This window comes from Limnohabitans sp., assembly GCF_017848645.1.
Taxonomy (GTDB): domain Bacteria; phylum Pseudomonadota; class Gammaproteobacteria; order Burkholderiales; family Burkholderiaceae_C; genus Limnohabitans_A.
Genome location: NZ_JAFEIF010000077.1, coordinates 22,632 through 38,895, shown reverse-complemented (window position 1 = coordinate 38,895; position 16,264 = coordinate 22,632). Strand labels below are relative to the sequence as shown.

At 61.9% G+C, this 16,264-nt stretch carries 19 protein-coding genes; 16 read left to right on the top strand and 3 right to left on the bottom strand.

The genetic code is table 11. The annotated features are described in order from the left end of the window. Positions 1 to 35: 35 nt before the first annotated feature. Genes gmhB through QZ190_RS16405 form a run of 3 tightly spaced genes read left to right on the top strand, consistent with a single transcriptional unit; the run spans position 36 to position 2,349 of the window. A complete protein-coding gene (gmhB, locus tag QZ190_RS16415; RefSeq protein WP_291918527.1) occupies positions 36 to 632 on the top strand; it encodes a D-glycero-beta-D-manno-heptose 1,7-bisphosphate 7-phosphatase in 597 nt (198 codons plus the stop codon). After that, positions 629 to 1,390 carry a 1-acyl-sn-glycerol-3-phosphate acyltransferase gene (locus QZ190_RS16410; RefSeq protein WP_291918523.1) on the top strand — a complete coding sequence of 254 codons (762 nt, stop codon included), beginning with the start codon at positions 629 to 631 and terminating at the stop codon, positions 1,388 to 1,390. Before gmhB ends, QZ190_RS16410 begins: the two co-directional genes overlap by 4 nt. Positions 1,391 to 1,407: 17 nt before the next feature. Next, entirely contained in the window at positions 1,408 to 2,349 is a 942-nt protein-coding gene (locus QZ190_RS16405) for a M48 family metallopeptidase (protein ID WP_291918520.1), read from the top strand. 26 nt (positions 2,350 to 2,375) lie between these two features. On the opposite strand, the gene QZ190_RS16400 is transcribed toward QZ190_RS16405, so the two are convergent. After that, a complete protein-coding gene (locus QZ190_RS16400; RefSeq protein ID WP_291918517.1) occupies positions 2,376 to 3,497 on the bottom strand; it encodes an MBL fold metallo-hydrolase in 1,122 nt (373 codons plus the stop codon). Between the two features lie 128 nt (positions 3,498 to 3,625). Between QZ190_RS16400 and QZ190_RS16395 the strand changes: the two genes are divergently transcribed. The 12 genes from QZ190_RS16395 to QZ190_RS16340 all read left to right on the top strand — a co-directional run bounded on the left by QZ190_RS16395 (position 3,626) and on the right by QZ190_RS16340 (position 14,008). Beyond that, positions 3,626 to 4,030: a MerR family DNA-binding transcriptional regulator gene (locus QZ190_RS16395; protein WP_291918514.1), complete on the top strand. Its 405-nt coding sequence runs from the start codon at positions 3,626 to 3,628 to the stop codon at positions 4,028 to 4,030. Positions 4,031 to 4,233: 203 nt separating this feature from the next. Beyond that, a complete protein-coding gene (locus QZ190_RS16390) occupies positions 4,234 to 4,611 on the top strand; it encodes a PaaI family thioesterase (RefSeq protein WP_291918786.1) in 378 nt (125 codons plus the stop codon). 88 nt (positions 4,612 to 4,699) lie between these two features. After that, the gene (locus tag QZ190_RS16385; protein WP_062407320.1) at positions 4,700 to 5,881 is read left to right on the top strand and encodes an isovaleryl-CoA dehydrogenase; all 1,182 of its coding nucleotides are present in this window, start codon (positions 4,700 to 4,702) and stop codon (positions 5,879 to 5,881) included. Positions 5,882 to 5,927: 46 nt separating this feature from the next. Continuing rightward, the gene (can, locus tag QZ190_RS16380; RefSeq protein ID WP_291918507.1) at positions 5,928 to 6,581 is read left to right on the top strand and encodes a carbonate dehydratase; all 654 of its coding nucleotides are present in this window, start codon (positions 5,928 to 5,930) and stop codon (positions 6,579 to 6,581) included. A gap of 13 nt (positions 6,582 to 6,594) precedes the next feature. Then, a complete protein-coding gene (locus tag QZ190_RS16375; RefSeq protein ID WP_291918505.1) occupies positions 6,595 to 7,107 on the top strand; it encodes a hypothetical protein in 513 nt (170 codons plus the stop codon). An 11-nt stretch (positions 7,108 to 7,118) separates the two neighbouring features. Further along, entirely contained in the window at positions 7,119 to 8,303 is a 1,185-nt protein-coding gene (locus tag QZ190_RS16370; protein ID WP_291918502.1) for an acetyl-CoA C-acyltransferase, read from the top strand. Positions 8,304 to 8,431: 128 nt separating this feature from the next. Beyond that, positions 8,432 to 9,109, top strand: a complete 678-nt coding sequence (locus QZ190_RS16365; protein WP_291918499.1) for an SDR family oxidoreductase — start codon at positions 8,432 to 8,434, stop codon at positions 9,107 to 9,109. Positions 9,110 to 9,129: 20 nt separating this feature from the next. Then, a complete protein-coding gene (locus tag QZ190_RS16360; RefSeq protein WP_291918496.1) occupies positions 9,130 to 10,257 on the top strand; it encodes an acyl-CoA dehydrogenase family protein in 1,128 nt (375 codons plus the stop codon). Positions 10,258 to 10,306: 49 nt separating this feature from the next. Further along, positions 10,307 to 11,698: a Trk system potassium transporter TrkA gene (gene trkA, locus QZ190_RS16355; protein WP_291918493.1), complete on the top strand. Its 1,392-nt coding sequence runs from the start codon at positions 10,307 to 10,309 to the stop codon at positions 11,696 to 11,698. Beyond that, complete coding sequence (locus tag QZ190_RS16350; RefSeq protein WP_291918490.1) at positions 11,698 to 13,161, top strand: TrkH family potassium uptake protein; 1,464 nt, start codon at positions 11,698 to 11,700, stop codon at positions 13,159 to 13,161. Before trkA ends, QZ190_RS16350 begins: the two co-directional genes overlap by 1 nt. Positions 13,162 to 13,187: 26 nt before the next feature. Next, a complete protein-coding gene (locus QZ190_RS16345) occupies positions 13,188 to 13,619 on the top strand; it encodes a rhodanese-like domain-containing protein (RefSeq protein WP_291918488.1) in 432 nt (143 codons plus the stop codon). Next, complete coding sequence (locus QZ190_RS16340) at positions 13,619 to 14,008, top strand: YchJ family metal-binding protein (protein WP_291918485.1); 390 nt, start codon at positions 13,619 to 13,621, stop codon at positions 14,006 to 14,008. The genes QZ190_RS16345 and QZ190_RS16340 overlap by 1 nt, the downstream gene beginning before the upstream one ends. On the opposite strand, the gene QZ190_RS16335 is transcribed toward QZ190_RS16340, so the two are convergent. Further along, positions 13,984 to 14,400 carry a VOC family protein gene (locus QZ190_RS16335; protein WP_291918481.1) on the bottom strand — a complete coding sequence of 139 codons (417 nt, stop codon included), beginning with the start codon at positions 14,398 to 14,400 and terminating at the stop codon, positions 13,984 to 13,986. The two genes, QZ190_RS16340 and QZ190_RS16335, sit on opposite strands and share 25 nt — an antisense overlap. Positions 14,401 to 14,468: 68 nt before the next feature. On the opposite strand from QZ190_RS16335, the gene QZ190_RS16330 reads away from it, so the two are divergent. Beyond that, complete coding sequence (locus QZ190_RS16330; RefSeq protein ID WP_291918479.1) at positions 14,469 to 15,116, top strand: HAD family phosphatase; 648 nt, start codon at positions 14,469 to 14,471, stop codon at positions 15,114 to 15,116. Positions 15,117 to 15,132: 16 nt separating this feature from the next. On the opposite strand, the gene QZ190_RS16325 is transcribed toward QZ190_RS16330, so the two are convergent. Beyond that, positions 15,133 to 16,158 (bottom strand): AraC family transcriptional regulator, encoded by a 1,026-nt coding sequence (locus QZ190_RS16325; protein WP_291918783.1) that lies wholly within the window; start codon positions 16,156 to 16,158, stop codon positions 15,133 to 15,135. Positions 16,159 to 16,264: the final 106 nt, after the last annotated feature.

Sequence of the window (16,264 nt, the reverse complement as noted above, 5' to 3'; positions counted from 1 at the left end):
CAATCGATCCGAGTCTGGCCCCTCACCAAGCGCGCATGAACACCCATTTGAAACTCGTCATCCTCGACCGCGACGGCACCATCAACCGCACGGGTGACGAGTTCGTCAAATCGCCGGACGAGTGGCAGCCGTTGCCCGGGGCCTTGGAGGCGATCAGCCGCCTGAACCACGCGGGTTTTCATGTGGTGCTGGCCACCAACGAGTCGGGTCTGGGTCGGGGGCTGTTTGACATGGCCGCATTCAACGCCGTCCATAGCCACTTGATCAAGAAACTGGCGGCTGTGGGCGGGCGCATCGACGCCTTCTTCTATTGCCCGCACGCGGCCGATGAGGGTTGCGGTTGCCGCAAACCCTGGCCGGGTCTTTTCTCGCAAATTGCCGAGCGTTATGGCGTGGACCTGACCGGCGTGCCCTGCATTGGCAACAGCCTGAGCGACATGCAGGTGGCCGAGGTGGTGGGTTGTGTGCCGCACATGGTGCTGAGCGGGCGCCACCCCGAATGGCTGGGGCAGGCCTTGCCGCCGGGTTTTCCGGCCGGTACACAGGTGCATGCCGATTTGGCCGCCTGTGTTGATCATTTGCTGGGCTCTGAATCGGGCTCGCGCTTACCTTTGACAACGACGCCAACATGAACTTCATCCGCTCTCTGGTCCATGTGTTGTGGATGGCCATCACCGTCATCCCTTGGGCCCTGTTTGTGGTGCTGATTTCTTACTTCGTCAGCAGCACGCGGCTGTACTGGATTTGCGCGGGCTGGTTGCGCCTGGCCGTGAACAGTGGCACCTGGATTTTGGGCATCAAAAACCGCATCCAGGGCATGGAGAACCTGCCCTTGGGCACCAAGGACCCGGCGGTCTTGCTGGTCAAGCACCAGTCGACCTGGGAGACCTTTGTGATGCCTGCGATCATGCCGCACCCGCTAGCCTACGTGTTCAAGAAAGAGCTGCTGAGCGTGCCCTTTTTTGGCTGGGCCATGGGGCGTCTGGACATGATCCACATCGATCGCAAACAGCGCTCACGCGCCTTTGCCAAGGTGGTGCAGCAAGGCCGCCGTCTCATGCAAGACGGTGTCTGGGTCATCATGTTCCCCGAAGGCACACGCATCCCGCGTGGCCAAAAGGGCGAGTACAAAAGCGGCGGTGCACGCCTGGCGATTGCGGCGGGTGTGCCCGTCATCCCGATTGCCGTGACCTCGGCGCGTTGTTGGCCCACACGGGCCTTCGTCAAAAAGCCGGGCGTGGTGGACATCTCGATTGGCCGCGCCATTTCGAGTGAAGGCCGCAGCGCCGAAGAGTTGATGCTGGAAGTCGAGACCTGGATCGAGTCCGAAATGCACCGTCTTGATCCCGAGGCTTACCCTCAGGCCAACCCCGCTGCCTCCGGGCATTGAGCCAAGTGGGGGCCAGCATGCGCGCGCCTTTGCAATTTGTGCTGGACTTTTTCACCGGCGGTGACCCGGTGCAGCCCAGCACCATGTCGCCATCCACAGCCTTGGCCCCGCCTGCAGCAGACGCCCAGTCTGTCGCGACAACACCGCACGCCGCGACACCCCCGAGTTCAGGCGATGCCCAAGAGGCATTGCCCCAGCCGCCAGCCGGCCCTTGGGGCTTCACCCACCCCGCGGCCAACCGCCATGCCCAGTTGCAAGGCGTCACGGTGTCTTTTCGTTTTGAACGCTCGCGGCGCAAGAGCATCGGTTTTTTGGTGGGGGCCGATGGCCTGGTGGTGCGTGCGCCCAATTGGGTGCCCCTGCGCGAGGTGGACGCCGCTGTGCAGGAAAAAGGCGGCTGGATTGTGGCCAAGCTGCAGCAGTTCAAAGAGCGGCAGACCGAACAGTTTCAAAAAGCCATCGAGTGGCGGCACGGGGCCGAGGTGCCTTTTTTGGGGCGCACGGTGCAGCTGTGTGTGCTCGAGCGCGGCGTGGGGCGTGTGCATGGGCAAGACCTGGCGCCCGAGCAGGTGTTGCCCGTGACGGTGCCCCCCGGTGCCTCGGTGACCCAAGTGCGCGACGCGGCCCAGGTGTGGCTCAAAAAACAGGCCAAGGCTTTGTTTGAGGAGCGACTGAAGCACTTCGCGCCGCTGTTGGGGGTGCGTTGGCAAAAGCTCAGTTTGTCGAGCGCCAGCACGCGCTGGGGCAGTGCCCGCAACGATGGGCACATCCGCCTGAACTGGCGGCTGATCCACCTGCCCATCAGCCAGATCGACTACGTGGTGGTGCACGAGCTGGCCCACCTGCGCGAGATGAACCACAGCCCGCGCTTTTGGGAAACCGTGGGTGAGGTCATGCCCGACTACGCCGAGCGCCGCAAAGCCTTGCGCCAGGCCCCGGTGGACTTGAAAGAAGACTGAGTCAGGCTTTGCGTGAAGGCGCTGGCCTAGGGGTGGGTGCTGAACCGGATCACACCATCAGCCCCGCGTTCGCGGCGCATCTGGCCGGACAGCCACAGCAGGTTCAGGTGGGCCACGGCTTCGCCCAAGGCGAAGGTGGTCTGGTGCACATCGAGGGGGCGTTTGAACAGCACGGGCAAGAGCTCGTGGGCGCAGCACGCCTGCGCACGGCAGGCCTGCAGCAGTTCGGCCAGGCGCTCGGCGTGGTGCAACTTCAGTTGCGCAATGCGCGTCATTGCGCCTTGAAACGGTCGCCCGTGCGAGGGCAGCACCAAGGTGGCATCGGGCAGCTGCGCCATCTTGTCCAGCGAGTCGAGGAACCACTGCAACGGGTTGCCATCGGGCTCCATGGCGTAGACGCTGACGTTGGTGGAAATGGACGGCAGCAGCATGTCGCCGCTGATCAGCAACTGCTGCTGCGCATCGAGCAAAGCCATGTGTTCGGGCGAGTGGCCGTAACCACTGATGCACTGCCAAAGGCGCTCGCCGATGCGCACCTGCATGCCCGCCATCAAGCGCACATAAGCGCCAGGGATCTGCGGCACCATGCTGGGGTAATAACCCACCCGCGCCTGCACCTGGGCGAGCTCGTCAGGTTGGCTCCAACCGTGCGCTTTGAAAAAAGCCACCGTGGGTGCGCCCCCAAAATTGGACAACCCGCTGCAAGCGAGCAGGGCCGATTGGTACTCGCTGGTGCTCATCCACAGCGGCGCTTGCCAGCGCTCGCACAGCCAGTGCGCCAGGCCCATGTGGTCCGGGTGCATGTGGGTGGCCAGCACGCGCAAGATGGGCAAGCCCTGCAGCACTTGCGCCTCCACGTCTTGCCAGGCTTGGCGGGTCGCCGGGTTGTCGATGCCGCAGTCCACCGCCGTCCAGCCCTCACGCAGCACGTCCGGCTGGGCCGGGTCGGGCAGTTGGTCGCGCAGCAGCCACAGGTTGATGTGGTTGAGCGCAAAGGGCAGCCCCATGCGCAGCCAGAAAACACCGGGGGCCACCTCGATGGCCCCGCCCGTGGCGGGCAGCTGCTCGGCCAAGGGGTAGTGCAAAGGTGGGCCGTCGACGCGGGCGCTGGGGCTGGGCATCACGCGGTCTGTGGGCAAGGTGGACATGCGTCAGGGGGTTTGGGTTAGCATTCGGGCATTTGACGTTGACGTTAACGTCAAAGATGAATTTTCATTGTAGGGGGCGGGTTTTTGCGGGCCTGTCCCCCTTGCGCAAGCTCAGGGGACCCCACGCCATGGCGAACACCTTCTCGATCAGCGATCTGGCCCAGGAATTTGACCTGACCACCCGCGCGATCCGTTTTTACGAAGACATGGGCCTGCTCGAACCCGAGCGCTCCGGCCCGGGTGGGCGCAACCGCGTTTATTCCTCGCGCGACCGCACCCGCCTCAAACTCACCTTGCGGGCCAAGCGCCTGGGCCTGTCGCTCAACGAGGCCAAAGACCTGATCGACATGTACGACAGCCCCCGCGACACAGTGCCGCAGCTCAAAAAATTCCTCGTGGTGCTGGCCGAACACCGCCAGCAACTGGAGTCGCAGCTGGCCGATCTGGAAGCCACCCTGGACGAGGTCAAAACCCACGAAAAAGAAACCCGCAGCCTGCTGACCAAGGCCAACAAGGCGGGTGTTGGCGCCTGACCGTGTGGCGTGGCGGGGGGGCAGGTAAGGCCCCGGTTTTGGTTGACGTTGACGTAAACGTCAATTAAAGTCCGGGTTTGATGTCAAGCACTGGATGCGATGTGAGCACTGCCCCTTCTTCAGACCCCTCAAGTCTTGCTGCCGCTGCGCACCAAGACCGTGCAGCCCATGAGCGCGTGGCGCTGAGTCTGGCCCGTCAGGGCATGATGAACCACTTGGGTGTGCGATTGCTGTCGGCCACGGTTGGGCAGGTCGAACTGGCGGTGCCCTACAGCGACAAAGTCACACAGCAGCAAGGTGGTTTTCACGGCGGTGCCATTGGCGCGCTGGCGGACATCGCCGCCGGTTACGCTGCACTGACCGTGTCCCCAGAAGGCATGGAAGTCACCACCGTGGAATACAAGATCAACTTCCTTTCCAACTTTCAAGGCGGCGAGATTCGCGCCAGCGGTCGTGTCACCAAGGCGGGCAAACGCATCATCGTGACCAGCGCCGAAGTGGTGCACATCGATGACAGCGGCAAACGCTCGGACTGTGCCGTGATGCAGTCGACGCTGGTGCCTGTGCCTAAAACTTATTAGTGTGTTCTGCGTTGGGCGTTCAGCGTTCAGCGTGAAAACCACCGTAACTGCACAAATACACAAACTAACAACGCTCAACGGAGAAACCATGAACAACCTGCCCGGCCTGAACTTCCAACTCGGTGAAGACATCGACGCTCTGCGCGACGCGGTGCGCGACTTTGCCCAAGCTGAAATCGCCCCCCGCGCGGCCGAGATCGACCGCAATGACCAGTTCCCCATGGACCTGTGGCGCAAGATGGGCGACCTGGGCGTGCTCGGCATCACTGTGGGTGAGGAATACGGCGGCGCGAACATGGGCTACTTGGCGCACATGATCGCCATGGAAGAAATCTCCCGTGCCAGCGCCTCAGTGGGCCTGAGCTACGGCGCGCACTCCAACCTGTGTGTCAACCAGATCAAGCGCAACGGCACGCCCGAGCAACGCGCCAAATACCTGCCCAAGCTCATCAGTGGTGAGCACGTCGGTGCCTTGGCCATGTCCGAGCCCGGTGCGGGCTCGGACGTGCTGAGCATGAAGCTCAAGGCCGAAGACAAGGGCGGTTATTACCTGCTCAACGGCTCCAAGATGTGGATCACCAACGGCCCGGATGCCGACACCCTGGTGGTGTACGCCAAGAGCGAGCCCGAGCTGGGCGCGCGCGGTGTGACGGCCTTTTTGATTGAAAAGGGCATGAAGGGTTTCAGCATTGCGCAAAAGCTCGACAAGCTGGGCATGCGCGGCAGCCACACGGGCGAGCTGGTGTTCAACAACGTGGAAGTGCCTGCTGAAAATATTTTGGGCGGCCTGAACAACGGCGCCAAGGTGCTGATGAGCGGTCTGGACTATGAACGCGCTGTGCTCACCGGCGGCCCGCTGGGCATCATGCAGGCCGTCATGGACAACGTGATCCCCTACATCCACGACCGCAAGCAGTTTGGCCAAAGCATTGGCGAGTTCCAGTTGATTCAGGGCAAAGTCGCTGACATGTACACCGTGCTGCAGGCTGGACGCTCGTTCGCTTACACCGTGGCCAAGAACCTTGACTTGTTGGGTGCCGAGCATGTGCGCCAGGTGCGCAAGGATTGCGCCTCGGTCATCTTGTGGACCGCTGAAAAAGCCACCTGGATGGCGGGCGAGGGTGTGCAGATTTTTGGTGGCAATGGCTACATCAATGAATACCCGCTGGGCCGTTTGTGGCGCGATGCCAAGCTGTACGAGATCGGCGCGGGCACCAGCGAGATTCGCCGCATGCTGATCGGCCGCGAGCTGTTTGCCGAAACCTGCTGAGCTGGCTTGTCATCTTGCGGTAGGCCAGTCCAGCGACAATCCCACCATGACCACATCACTGCAACACCTCCTGGACAACAACCGCCAATGGTCGGCGCGCATGGTGCGCGATGACCCAGCGTTTTTCTCACGCCTGGCCAATCAACAAAACCCCAAGTACTTGTGGATCGGCTGCTCCGACAGCCGCGTCCCCGCTAACCAGATCACCGGCTTGGACCCGGGCGAGGTGTTTGTGCACCGTAACGTGGCCAACGTGGTGGTGCACTCTGACCTGAATGCGCTGTCGGTTATCCAGTACGCGGTGGATGCGCTCAAGGTCGAGCACATCATGGTGGTGGGGCATTACGGCTGTGGCGGCGTGCTGGCCACGCTGCGGGGCATGCGTGTGGGTTTGGCCGACAACTGGCTGCGCCATGTTCACGATGTCAAGGTGCGCCACCGCCGCCGCCTGGATCACCTCACGGTGCCCGAGCAAGAAGACGCCCTGTGCGAAATGAACGTGATCGAGCAAGTGGGCAACGTGGCCCTGACCAATGTGGTGCAAGACGCCTGGTCGCGCGGGCAGAAGCTCAGCGTGCACGGCTGGTGCTATGGCATCAAGGACGGCCTGGCCAAAGACTTGGGCGTGAGCATGAGCGGCGCGCACGAGGTGGTGGACGTGTTCCGCAGCGCCTTCAAACGTTACCCCCGGGGCGTCTGAGCGCCGTGTACCCATGAACTTGGCAGAATTTCTGGAGTTGGGCAGTTATGCGGTGACCGTGTTCGGTCTGCCCTATGCCGTCTGGGTGTTCTGGCTGGAGCAGCGCAAGGAGCGCGAAAATGAAGAAGAAGAGGCGTATCAGCACCTCTCCGACGCTTACAACGATTTCCTGAAGGTGGTGCTCGATCACGCCGATCTGCAGCTGCGCACCACGCAGGCCTTGCGCGATCCCACGCCCGAGCAGCGCGAACGCATGATGACGATTTTCGACATGCTGATCGCCCTGTTCGAGCGGGCCTATCTCATTGCGTATCGCGCGGAAATGAGCGCCACCGAACAGCGGCGCTGGAACTCCTGGGACGACTATATGCGCGAGTGGTGCAGGCGCGACGATTTCCGTTTGGCCTTGCCACTCTTGCTGCGCGGCGAAGACCCCGACTTCGTGGCCTACATCCGCCGCATCGCTGAAGAAGAAACCGGCGAACACCTCATCATTGCCGACATCCACAAAGACACACACACTTGAAAGGCTTCACCATGTCACACGACCCCATCGTCATCGTCAGCGCTGCCCGCACCCCCATGGGCAGCTTCCAGGGCGACTTCTCTCCACTGGCCGCCCACGACCTGGGTGGTGCCGCCATCAAGGCCGCCGTCGAGCGCGCAGGCATCAGCCCTGAGCTGGTCACCGAAGTGCTGTTTGGCAACTGCCTGATGGCAGGCCAGGGCCAGGCGCCAGCGCGTCAGGCGGGCTTCAAGGGCGGTTTGCCCAAGAGCGCGGGCGCGGTCACTTTGTCCAAGATGTGCGGCTCTGGTATGCGCGCGGCCATGTTCGCGCACGACATGTTGGTCGCAGGCACACACGATGTGTTGGTGGCCGGTGGCATGGAAAGCATGACCAACGCGCCCTACCTCATGCTCAAGGGCCGTGGCGGCTACCGCATGGGCCACGACCGCATCTTTGACCACATGATGCTCGACGGCCTGGAAGACGCTTACGAGCCTGGCCGCAGCATGGGCACCTTTGGCGAAGACTGCGCTGCCAAATACAGCTTCACCCGCGCAGAGCAAGACCACTTTGCCACCACCAGCGTGCAGCGCGCAAAGGCCGCCACCGAGTCGGGTGCTTTTGCCACCGAAATCACCCCTGTGACGGTGAAAGACCGCAGCGGTGAACGCGTGGTCTCGATCGACGAAGGTCCTGGCAAAGTCAAGCTCGACAAAATCACCAGCCTCAAACCCGCCTTCAAGAAAGACGGCACCATCACCGCCGCCAGCAGCTCGTCCATCAACGACGGCGCGGCTGCCATGGTGCTGATGCGCGAAAGCACCGCCGCCAAGTTGGGGTGCAAGCCCCTGGCCCGCATCGTCAGCCACGCCACCCATGCGCAAGAGCCCGAGTGGTTCGCCACCGCCCCCGTGGGCGCGACACAAAAGGCACTGGCCAAAGCGGGCTGGAAGGTCGAAGACGTGGACCTGTGGGAAGTTAACGAAGCCTTTGCGGTGGTGCCCATGGCGCTCATGAAAGAGCTGAACGTGTCTCACGACAAGGTTAACGTGAACGGCGGCGCTTGCGCCCTCGGCCACCCGATTGGCGCATCTGGCGCGCGCATCATGGTCACGCTGATCCACGCGCTCAAAACCCGTGGCCTGAAAAAAGGCTTGGCTACGCTGTGCATTGGCGGCGGCGAAGGCACGGCCGTGGCGCTGGAGTTGGTGTGAATTCGGTTCTCGTAGGTCGGAGCTTCAGCTCCGACATCTGCCTGCAAAGGTTTCATGTCGGGGCTAAAACCACCGACCTACAGCTCAGACATCGATCGCTATAAGTTGAAGCTATTACGGAGAATGACATGGCAACAGTCTTGTTGATTGGCGCGTCCCGGGGAATTGGCCTGGAACTGGCTCGACAGTACCGAGAGGATGGCTGGCGCGTCATTGCCACTGCACGCAATTCGGATGGCTTGGAGCGCTTGAAAAGGCTTGGCTGTGAAACTTTGCGTGTGGATGTGACCGACCCGGCGAGCAACAGCGGCCTGTCATGGCAACTTGATGGTGAAAAACTGGACTTGGCCGTGTATGTTGCCGGGGTGGGCGATCGGGACACTGCCGTCTCGCCGCCCACCAGAAACAAATTCGATCTGTTGATGCACACCAATGCCATGGGCCCCATGATGGTGTTGCCGCAGATCGCACCCATGCTGGCCCCGTCCGCAGGTACTTTTGCCGTCATCAGCAGTCACTTTGGCAGTTTGACGTTGACCGAAACCAGCATGGCGGTGCTCTACCGAATGAGCAAGGTCGCTCTGAACATGTACATCCGCTGTGCTCAACATGATTTTCCCGAAATTTGCTGCGTGGGCTTGCACCCGGGCTGGGTGCAGACCGAAATGGGCGGTCCGCAAGCGCCTGTCAAAGTACAAGACAGTGCCGCCAGCATGCGCCAAACGCTGGAGACAGTACGTACCCAACGCGACCCGAAACACCGAGGCGCATTTTTGAACCATGACGGCAGCACGCTGCCTTGGTGACCCGACAAAGAAAGACCGACATGCTGCTGACCCCCGACCAGGAAATGATCCGTGACGCCGTGCGCGACTTTGCCCAGCGCGAGCTGTGGCCGCACGCTGCCGAGTGGGACAAGAAGCACCACTTTCCCAAAGAAGCGCACAAGGGTCTGGCCGAGCTGGGGGCGTACGGCATTTGTGTGCCCGAAGAACTGGGTGGCGCGGGCCTGGACTATGTGACGCTGGCGCTGGTGCTCGAAGAAATCGCGGCCGGTGACGGCGGCACCAGCACCGTGATCAGCGTGACCAACTGCCCTGTGAACGCCATCTTGATGAAGTTTGGCAACGCGCAGCAAAAGAAGCAGTGGCTCGAACCGCTGGCACGCGGCGAGATGCTGGGCGCGTTTTGCCTGACCGAGCCGCATGTGGGCAGCGATGCGTCGTCTTTGCGCACGATGGCGGTGAAAGACGGCGACAGCTACGTCATCAACGGCGTCAAACAGTTCATCACCAGTGGCAAGAACGGAGACGTGGCCATTGTGATTGCCGTGACCGACAAGGGCGCAGGCAAAAAGGGCATGAGCGCCTTCCTCGTGCCGACCAATGCTCCGGGTTATGTGGTGGCGCGCCTCGAAGACAAGCTGGGCCAACATTCCAGCGATACCGCGCAGATCAACTTTGACAACTGCCGCATTCCCGCCGAAAACCTGATCGGCCAAGAGGGCGAGGGCTACAAGATCGCCCTGTCGTCTTTGGAAGGCGGGCGCATCGGCATTGCCGCGCAGAGTCTGGGCATGGCCCGCAGCGCGCTCGATGTGGCCATCGACTACGCCAAGCAGCGCGAGAGCTTTGGCACGGCCATCTTCAACCACCAGGCCGTGGGTTTTCGCCTAGCCGACTGCGCCACGCAACTCGAAGCGGCGCGCCAGCTGATTTGGCACGCAGCCAGTTTGCGCGATGCGGGTCGCCCCTGCCTCAAAGAGGCCGCCATGGCCAAACTGTTCGCCAGCGAAGTGGCCGAAACAGTCTGCTCGGCCGCCATCCAGACCCTGGGCGGCTACGGTTATGTGAGCGACTTCCCGGTCGAGCGCATCTACCGCGATGTGCGCGTGTGCCAGATTTACGAAGGCACCAGCGACGTGCAGAAAATCATCATCCAGCGCGCGCTTTGAGCGCCCGAATGACCGGTTGACGCCGGTCATTCACGTATGATTTCGGCCTATGAACATCATCATCCTGGGCGCGGGCCGTGTGGGCGAAAGCGTCGCTGAAAGCCTGGTTTCCGAGCAAAACGACATCACCGTCATCGACCAGGACCCGGCACGCCTGCGGCTGCTTGAAGAGCGTCTGGACCTGCGCGGCGTGGTGGGCAACGGCATTCAGCCTTCGGTGCTGCGCGAAGCCGGAGCCCAGGACGCGGACATGTTGATTGCCTGCGCGGCGGCCGACGAGTCGAATCTGGTGGTCTGCAAGATCGCCCACGATGTCTTCAACGTGCCCACCACCATCGCCCGCCTGCGTTCTCCCGAGTTCAACGAGGGCGACGAGTTGCTGGGCAAGTCCGGTTTCGCGGTGGACCATGTGATCTGCCCCGAAGAGTCGGTGATGCGCTACATCGAGCAACTGATTCAGTACCCCGAGGCCTTGCAGGTGCTTGAGTTTGCCGAGGGCCGCGTCAGCCTGATCGTGGTGCGTGCAGCGGCCGACAGCCTGCTGGTGAACCACACCATTGCCGAGTTTCGCGACCGCTTGCCGCATGCCGAGATGCGCGTGGTGGCCCTGTACCGGCAGGACGCGCTGGTGGACGCCTTGCCCGAGACCCGCATCCTGCCCGGCGACGAGGTCTTTGTGCTGGCCGACACCCGCAAGATCCGCATCGTGCTGGCCGGCATCCACAAAACCGACAAACCCGTGCAACGCCTGATGCTGGCAGGGGGCGGCAAAGTGGGCTTGCGCCTGGCGCGCATTCTGGCCAGCCAGTACGACGTGAAGCTGATCGAGCGTGACAAAAAACGCTGCGAATACCTGGCCAGCCAGTTGCCGTCGAGCATGCTCATCTTGAACGGCGATGGTGCCGATGAAGACCTGCTGCACGAAGAGAACGTGGGTGAAATGGACCTGTTTCTGGCCCTGACCAGTGACGACGAGGACAACATCATGTCGGCCATGCTGGCCAAGCGCATGGGTGCGCGCCGCGTCATGGCCCTGATCAACCGCCGCGCTTATGCCGACATGATGCAAGGCAGCACCATCGACATCGCGATCTCGCCTGCACAAACCGTGATCGGCGAGTTGCTGGCGCACCTGCGCCGGGGCGACGTGGCGGCGGTGCACAGCCTGCGCCGGGGCGCAGCAGAGGCGCTGGAGGGCATTGCACGCGGCGACATCAAAACCTCCAAGCTGGTGGGTCGACGTGTTGAGGAAATCAAACTGCCCAAGGGTGTGAGCATGGGCGCCATCGTGCGCGGCGAGGGAAAAAAATCCGAAGTGCTGATGCCGCACCACGACACCTTGATCGAGGCCGATGACCACATCATCTTGTTCATTCCCAACAAGCGCGATGTGCGTGCGGTGGAAAAACTCTTTCAGGTCAGCGCGACCTTCTTTGGTTGATGTTCACCTTTTTCGCTCCCGTGTTGTCCTTGATGGCGCGCATCTTGATCGCGTTTTCGGTCGCGTTTTTGGTGCCCGGCATCTGGGCCTGGTTTGAAGACCACCGTGACTTGCAGTGGATCTGGCTGGCGGGCTTTGGTTTGACGGCAGTCAGCGGCTTGGTGCTGGCGGCACTCACTCAAAAGCATCGGCGGGAATTGAAGACCAAAGACGGCTTCTTGCTGGTCAACATGGTGTGGCTGGTGCTGCCCGCTTACTCGGCTTTGCCGCTCATGTTTTTGGTGCCCGAGATCACCTGGTTCAAGGCCTATTTTGAAGCCATGAGCGCCTTGACCGCCACCGGGGCCACAGCTTTGTCGGGGCTCGACCATTTGCCGGTGTCGGTCAACATCTGGCGCTGCTTTTTGCAGCTGATCGGAGGCCTGGGCATCATGCTGCTGGTGGTGGCGGTTTTGCCCATGTTGGGCTTGGGCGGTATGCAGCTCTATAAAACCGAAACGCCGGGCCCCATGAAAGACACCAAGTTCACCCCACGCATTGCAGAGACCGCACGCGGATTGTGGGGCGTGTACTTCTTGTTTTCGGGCGCGTGCCTGTTGGCTTACCGTTGGGCCGGCATGAGTTGGGCCGATGCCTTCATGCACATGTGCACCACCATGGGTTTGGGCGGCTTTTCGTCGTATGACGCCAGTTTTGGGCACTTCAACTCGCCCATGATCGAGTGGGTCGCCATCGTGTTCATGACCCTGGCGGGCATCAGCTTTGTGCGCTACTTTGTGGTTTTACGCAGCCGCTCCATTCTGCCCATCAGCAACGATCGCGAGATCCGCACGTACCTGGCTGTCTTGTTGGCCTCCACCTTGTTGGTGATGGCCTTGCTCTTGGGCCATGGTGTCTATGAAGACGGGCTCGAAGCTCTGCGCATCAGTGCTTTCCATGTGGTGTCTTTGGCCACCACCACCGGTTATGCCGCCACCGATTACGCGCAGTGGCCGGTGTTTGCCCCGATCTTGTTGATGTTTCTGGGCTGCTTTGCATCGTGCGCAGGCTCCACGGGCGGCGGCATCAAGATGGTCCGCATGGTTTTGCTGGTCAAGCAAGCACGTCGCGAGCTGGTGCGCATCATCCACCCCCGAGTCATCAACCCGGTCACGCTGGGCGGCGCTGTGATCCCCATGTCCGTCATGACGGCGGTGCTGGGCTTCATGCTCATTTATGGTGGGGCTACCATGGGCCTGAGCATGTTGCTCTTGCTCAGTGGCATGGACATCGTGACCGCGTTTTCTGCTGTGATCGCCACCGTCAACAACATCGGCCCCGGCTTGGGCCAAGTCGGCCCCTCGGGCAATTACGGCGGCCTGAACCCCTTCCAGCTCGGTGTTTTGAGCTTTGCCATGCTGTTGGGCCGACTGGAGCTGCTGTCGGTGCTGGTCTTGTTCAGCTCGCACTTCTGGCGTAAATAATTTACCGTTGAAACAAGGAGAGACACATGCCCATCACCAAAGGTTTTCAAGCCCTCGTCGACGAGGCCATGGCCCAGGTCACCACGCACAGCGTGGCCGAGGTGCAAGCGCGCCTGGCCGACCCCGCCGTGCAAATCGTGGACATCCGCGACCCGCGTGAGCTCGAGCGTGAAGGCACCGTGCCCGGCGCTTTGCTCGCGCCCCGTGGCATGCTCGAATTCTGGGTGGACCCGGCCTCGCCCTACTTCAAACCCGTGTTCGCGGACGAGGGCAAACAATTCATCTTGTTTTGCGGCGCAGGCTGGCGCAGCGCTTTGGCCACCAAAACCCTGCAAGACATGGGCATGACCAATGTGGCCCACATCGACGGCGGCTTTGCGGCCTGGAAAAAAGCAGCGGCACCTATTGTTACCATGGAACAACACAAAGCCGAAAGCGCGGCGCGCAAAGGCGTTTGATGGCGGCGGCGTGCCCCTGCGGTCGTACCACCCCCAAAGGCCAGGCACTGAGCCTGGCTGACTGTTGCGGCGCGTTGCATGCAGGCCAGCCAGCCCCTGATGCCGAGCGCCTCATGCGCTCGCGCTACAGCGCTTTTGTGTTGGGTGACGTTCCCTATCTGCTGGCCACTTGGCACAGTAGCCAACGCCCAGCCGAATTGAAGCTCGAAGCGGGTGGCAAATGGTTGGGCTTGGAGATCAAGCAGCACCGTATGACAGGCCCTGATACCGCCGAGGTCGAATTTGTGGCGCGCTTTCGGGTGGGCGGTAAAGCGGTGCGCCAGCATGAACACAGCCGCTTTGTGCGCGAGGATGAGCGCTGGTTTTATGTGGACGGTGACGTGCTCTGAACTTTCGCCTCGTACAACTCCAAAGGCAATCCGTCCGGGTCGGCAAAAAACACGAATCGTTGTCCCGTGTATTCATCGGTGCGAATGTCCTCGACCGAAACGCCTTGTGCCTGCAGGTGCAGCGCCCACTCAGAGACACTGGCCACGGCAAATGCCAGGTGGCGTAATCCTTGCGCTTCGGGGTAACTGGGGCGTGGCGGCGCACCTTTGAAAGAAAACAACTCAATCTGACCGCCATCGGGCAAGGCCAGATCCAGTTTCCAGGAGTCACGCGCTGCACGGAAGTTTTCAGCCAGAATTTTCAGGCCCAGCACCTGGGTGTAAAAGTGTTTGGAGCGTTCGTAATCCGAGCAGATGATGGCCGCATGGTGGATGCGCAGCAGGTTGGGCATGGTGAGCGCTTTCGTAGTCGTTCAGGGCCCCTAGTTTGCCTTGAAGCCACGGCTTTATGATCAACACCATGAACTTTGAAGCCATTCTTTTCGATTGCGACGGCGTGCTGGTGGACAGCGAGGCCATCACCTGCGGCGTGCTGCGTGACATGTTTGAAGAGCAAGGCTGGCGCATGACGCTGGCCGAGTGCATGCAGCGCTTTGTGGGCCACACCGTCAAAAGCCAGCGCAGCGTGATCGAAGCGCACACGGGACAGCCGCTCACCGATGCGTGGCTGGAACAGTTTTTTGCCCGGCGCAACGAGCGCTTGACACAAAGCATCACCGCCATCGAAGGCGTGCACGAAGCGGTGGCGCACCTGCATGACCACTGTCAGGGCCGCATCGCGGTGGCATCGGGGGCAGACCGCTTCAAGGTCGAGATGATGCTCAAGCAAGTCGGCTTGATCCACTTTTTTGAAGGCCGGATTTTCAGCGGCCACGAGATGCCGCGCAGCAAGCCGCATCCCGATGTCTACTTTGCCGCTGCGGCCCATCTGCAAATCGACCCAGCCCGCTGCCTGGTGGTGGAAGACACCACGGTGGGCATCACGGCGGGCGTGGCTGCTGGGGCTACGGTGTGGGCTTATGCCGCGCCGCCGGCAGCGCATGCGCCACTGGTGCAAGCTGGGGCCGCTCGCGTGTTCACGGGCATGCACGAGTTGCGTTTGGCTTGAACGGAGCGGATTGATTTCAGGTGGCCTTGGCCAGCCTGAATTCTTCGGGCGTCCGCCCCATCCACCCTTTGAACGCCCGCATGAAACTCTTCTCATTCTGAAACCCCACTTCGGCTGCGATCTGTTTGATGGGGCGCTGCGTGCGCAGCAGCAGGTCGGTGGCCAAGTCCCGGCGCACCGCGTCTTTGAGCTGTTGCAAGCTCGCGCCTTCTTCCTTGAGTTGCCGGTGCAAGGTACGTGCCGAGAGGTTCAGCCAGGCCGCCAGGTCGTCGGCGTTGCGGCTGTGTTCGGGGTGTTCAGCCAGGGTCTGGCGCACTTTTTCCACCAACAAGCGGTCGCGCCGGTAAGGCCGCACGGTGAGCAAAAGAGCGCGTTGCAGCATGCGCTGCAAGGCAGCCTCGTCGCGGCGCACCGGCAGGCTCAGGTAACCCGCATCGAACTGCAGGCTGTGCGTGGGCGCGTTGAACTGCGTGGGGCCATCAAACAGCACGCGGTAACTGTCGGCATGGGGCGGCGGGGCAAAGCGCAGCGTGGTGTGCAGCAAGGGGATGCGCGAATCCGTCAACCAGCAGGCCACGCCCAAAGCATTGCGCAGCACCGAGACCACGGCAAATTCCTGCAAAGCGCCCAGCCCACGTTGCTCGGTCAATTGCAGGCTGGCCACGCCCTGCGACTGGCCCACTTGCAGGTGGATGTCGTCGGTCAGCAGGCCGTGGTGGCGGCACCAGCGGGCCAGCGCCACGCCCAAGTTGGGGGCGGTCAGCGAGGCGCGCACCAACATGCCGTAACTGCCCCAAGGCAGGCGGCGGCTGAACCAGCCCAGGGCCTCATCGTCCAGCTCGCGCATGGCACTGGCCGAGAGCCATTCCATTTGCAAAGCGGTGATGCGCGCATCGGGTTGATGCAGCAAGTCTGGCGCAATTTGTGCCGCCTGCAGGGCGGGTAAGGGGTCGAGGCCGCGCAGGGCAAACGCGCTGGCGATGGCGCGCACAAAAGCCATAGGTGTTTCGGCACGCACGGCGAGGGCGTGTTGGTTCGCCATTGAATGGCCAGGGCTGGGGTGGGTGCTGGCGGCGTCTTTCATGGTGTCGCAAATTGTGGCACGATTTGCAACCCATTTGACACCCCCAAACGGCGCTGCAGCCTTT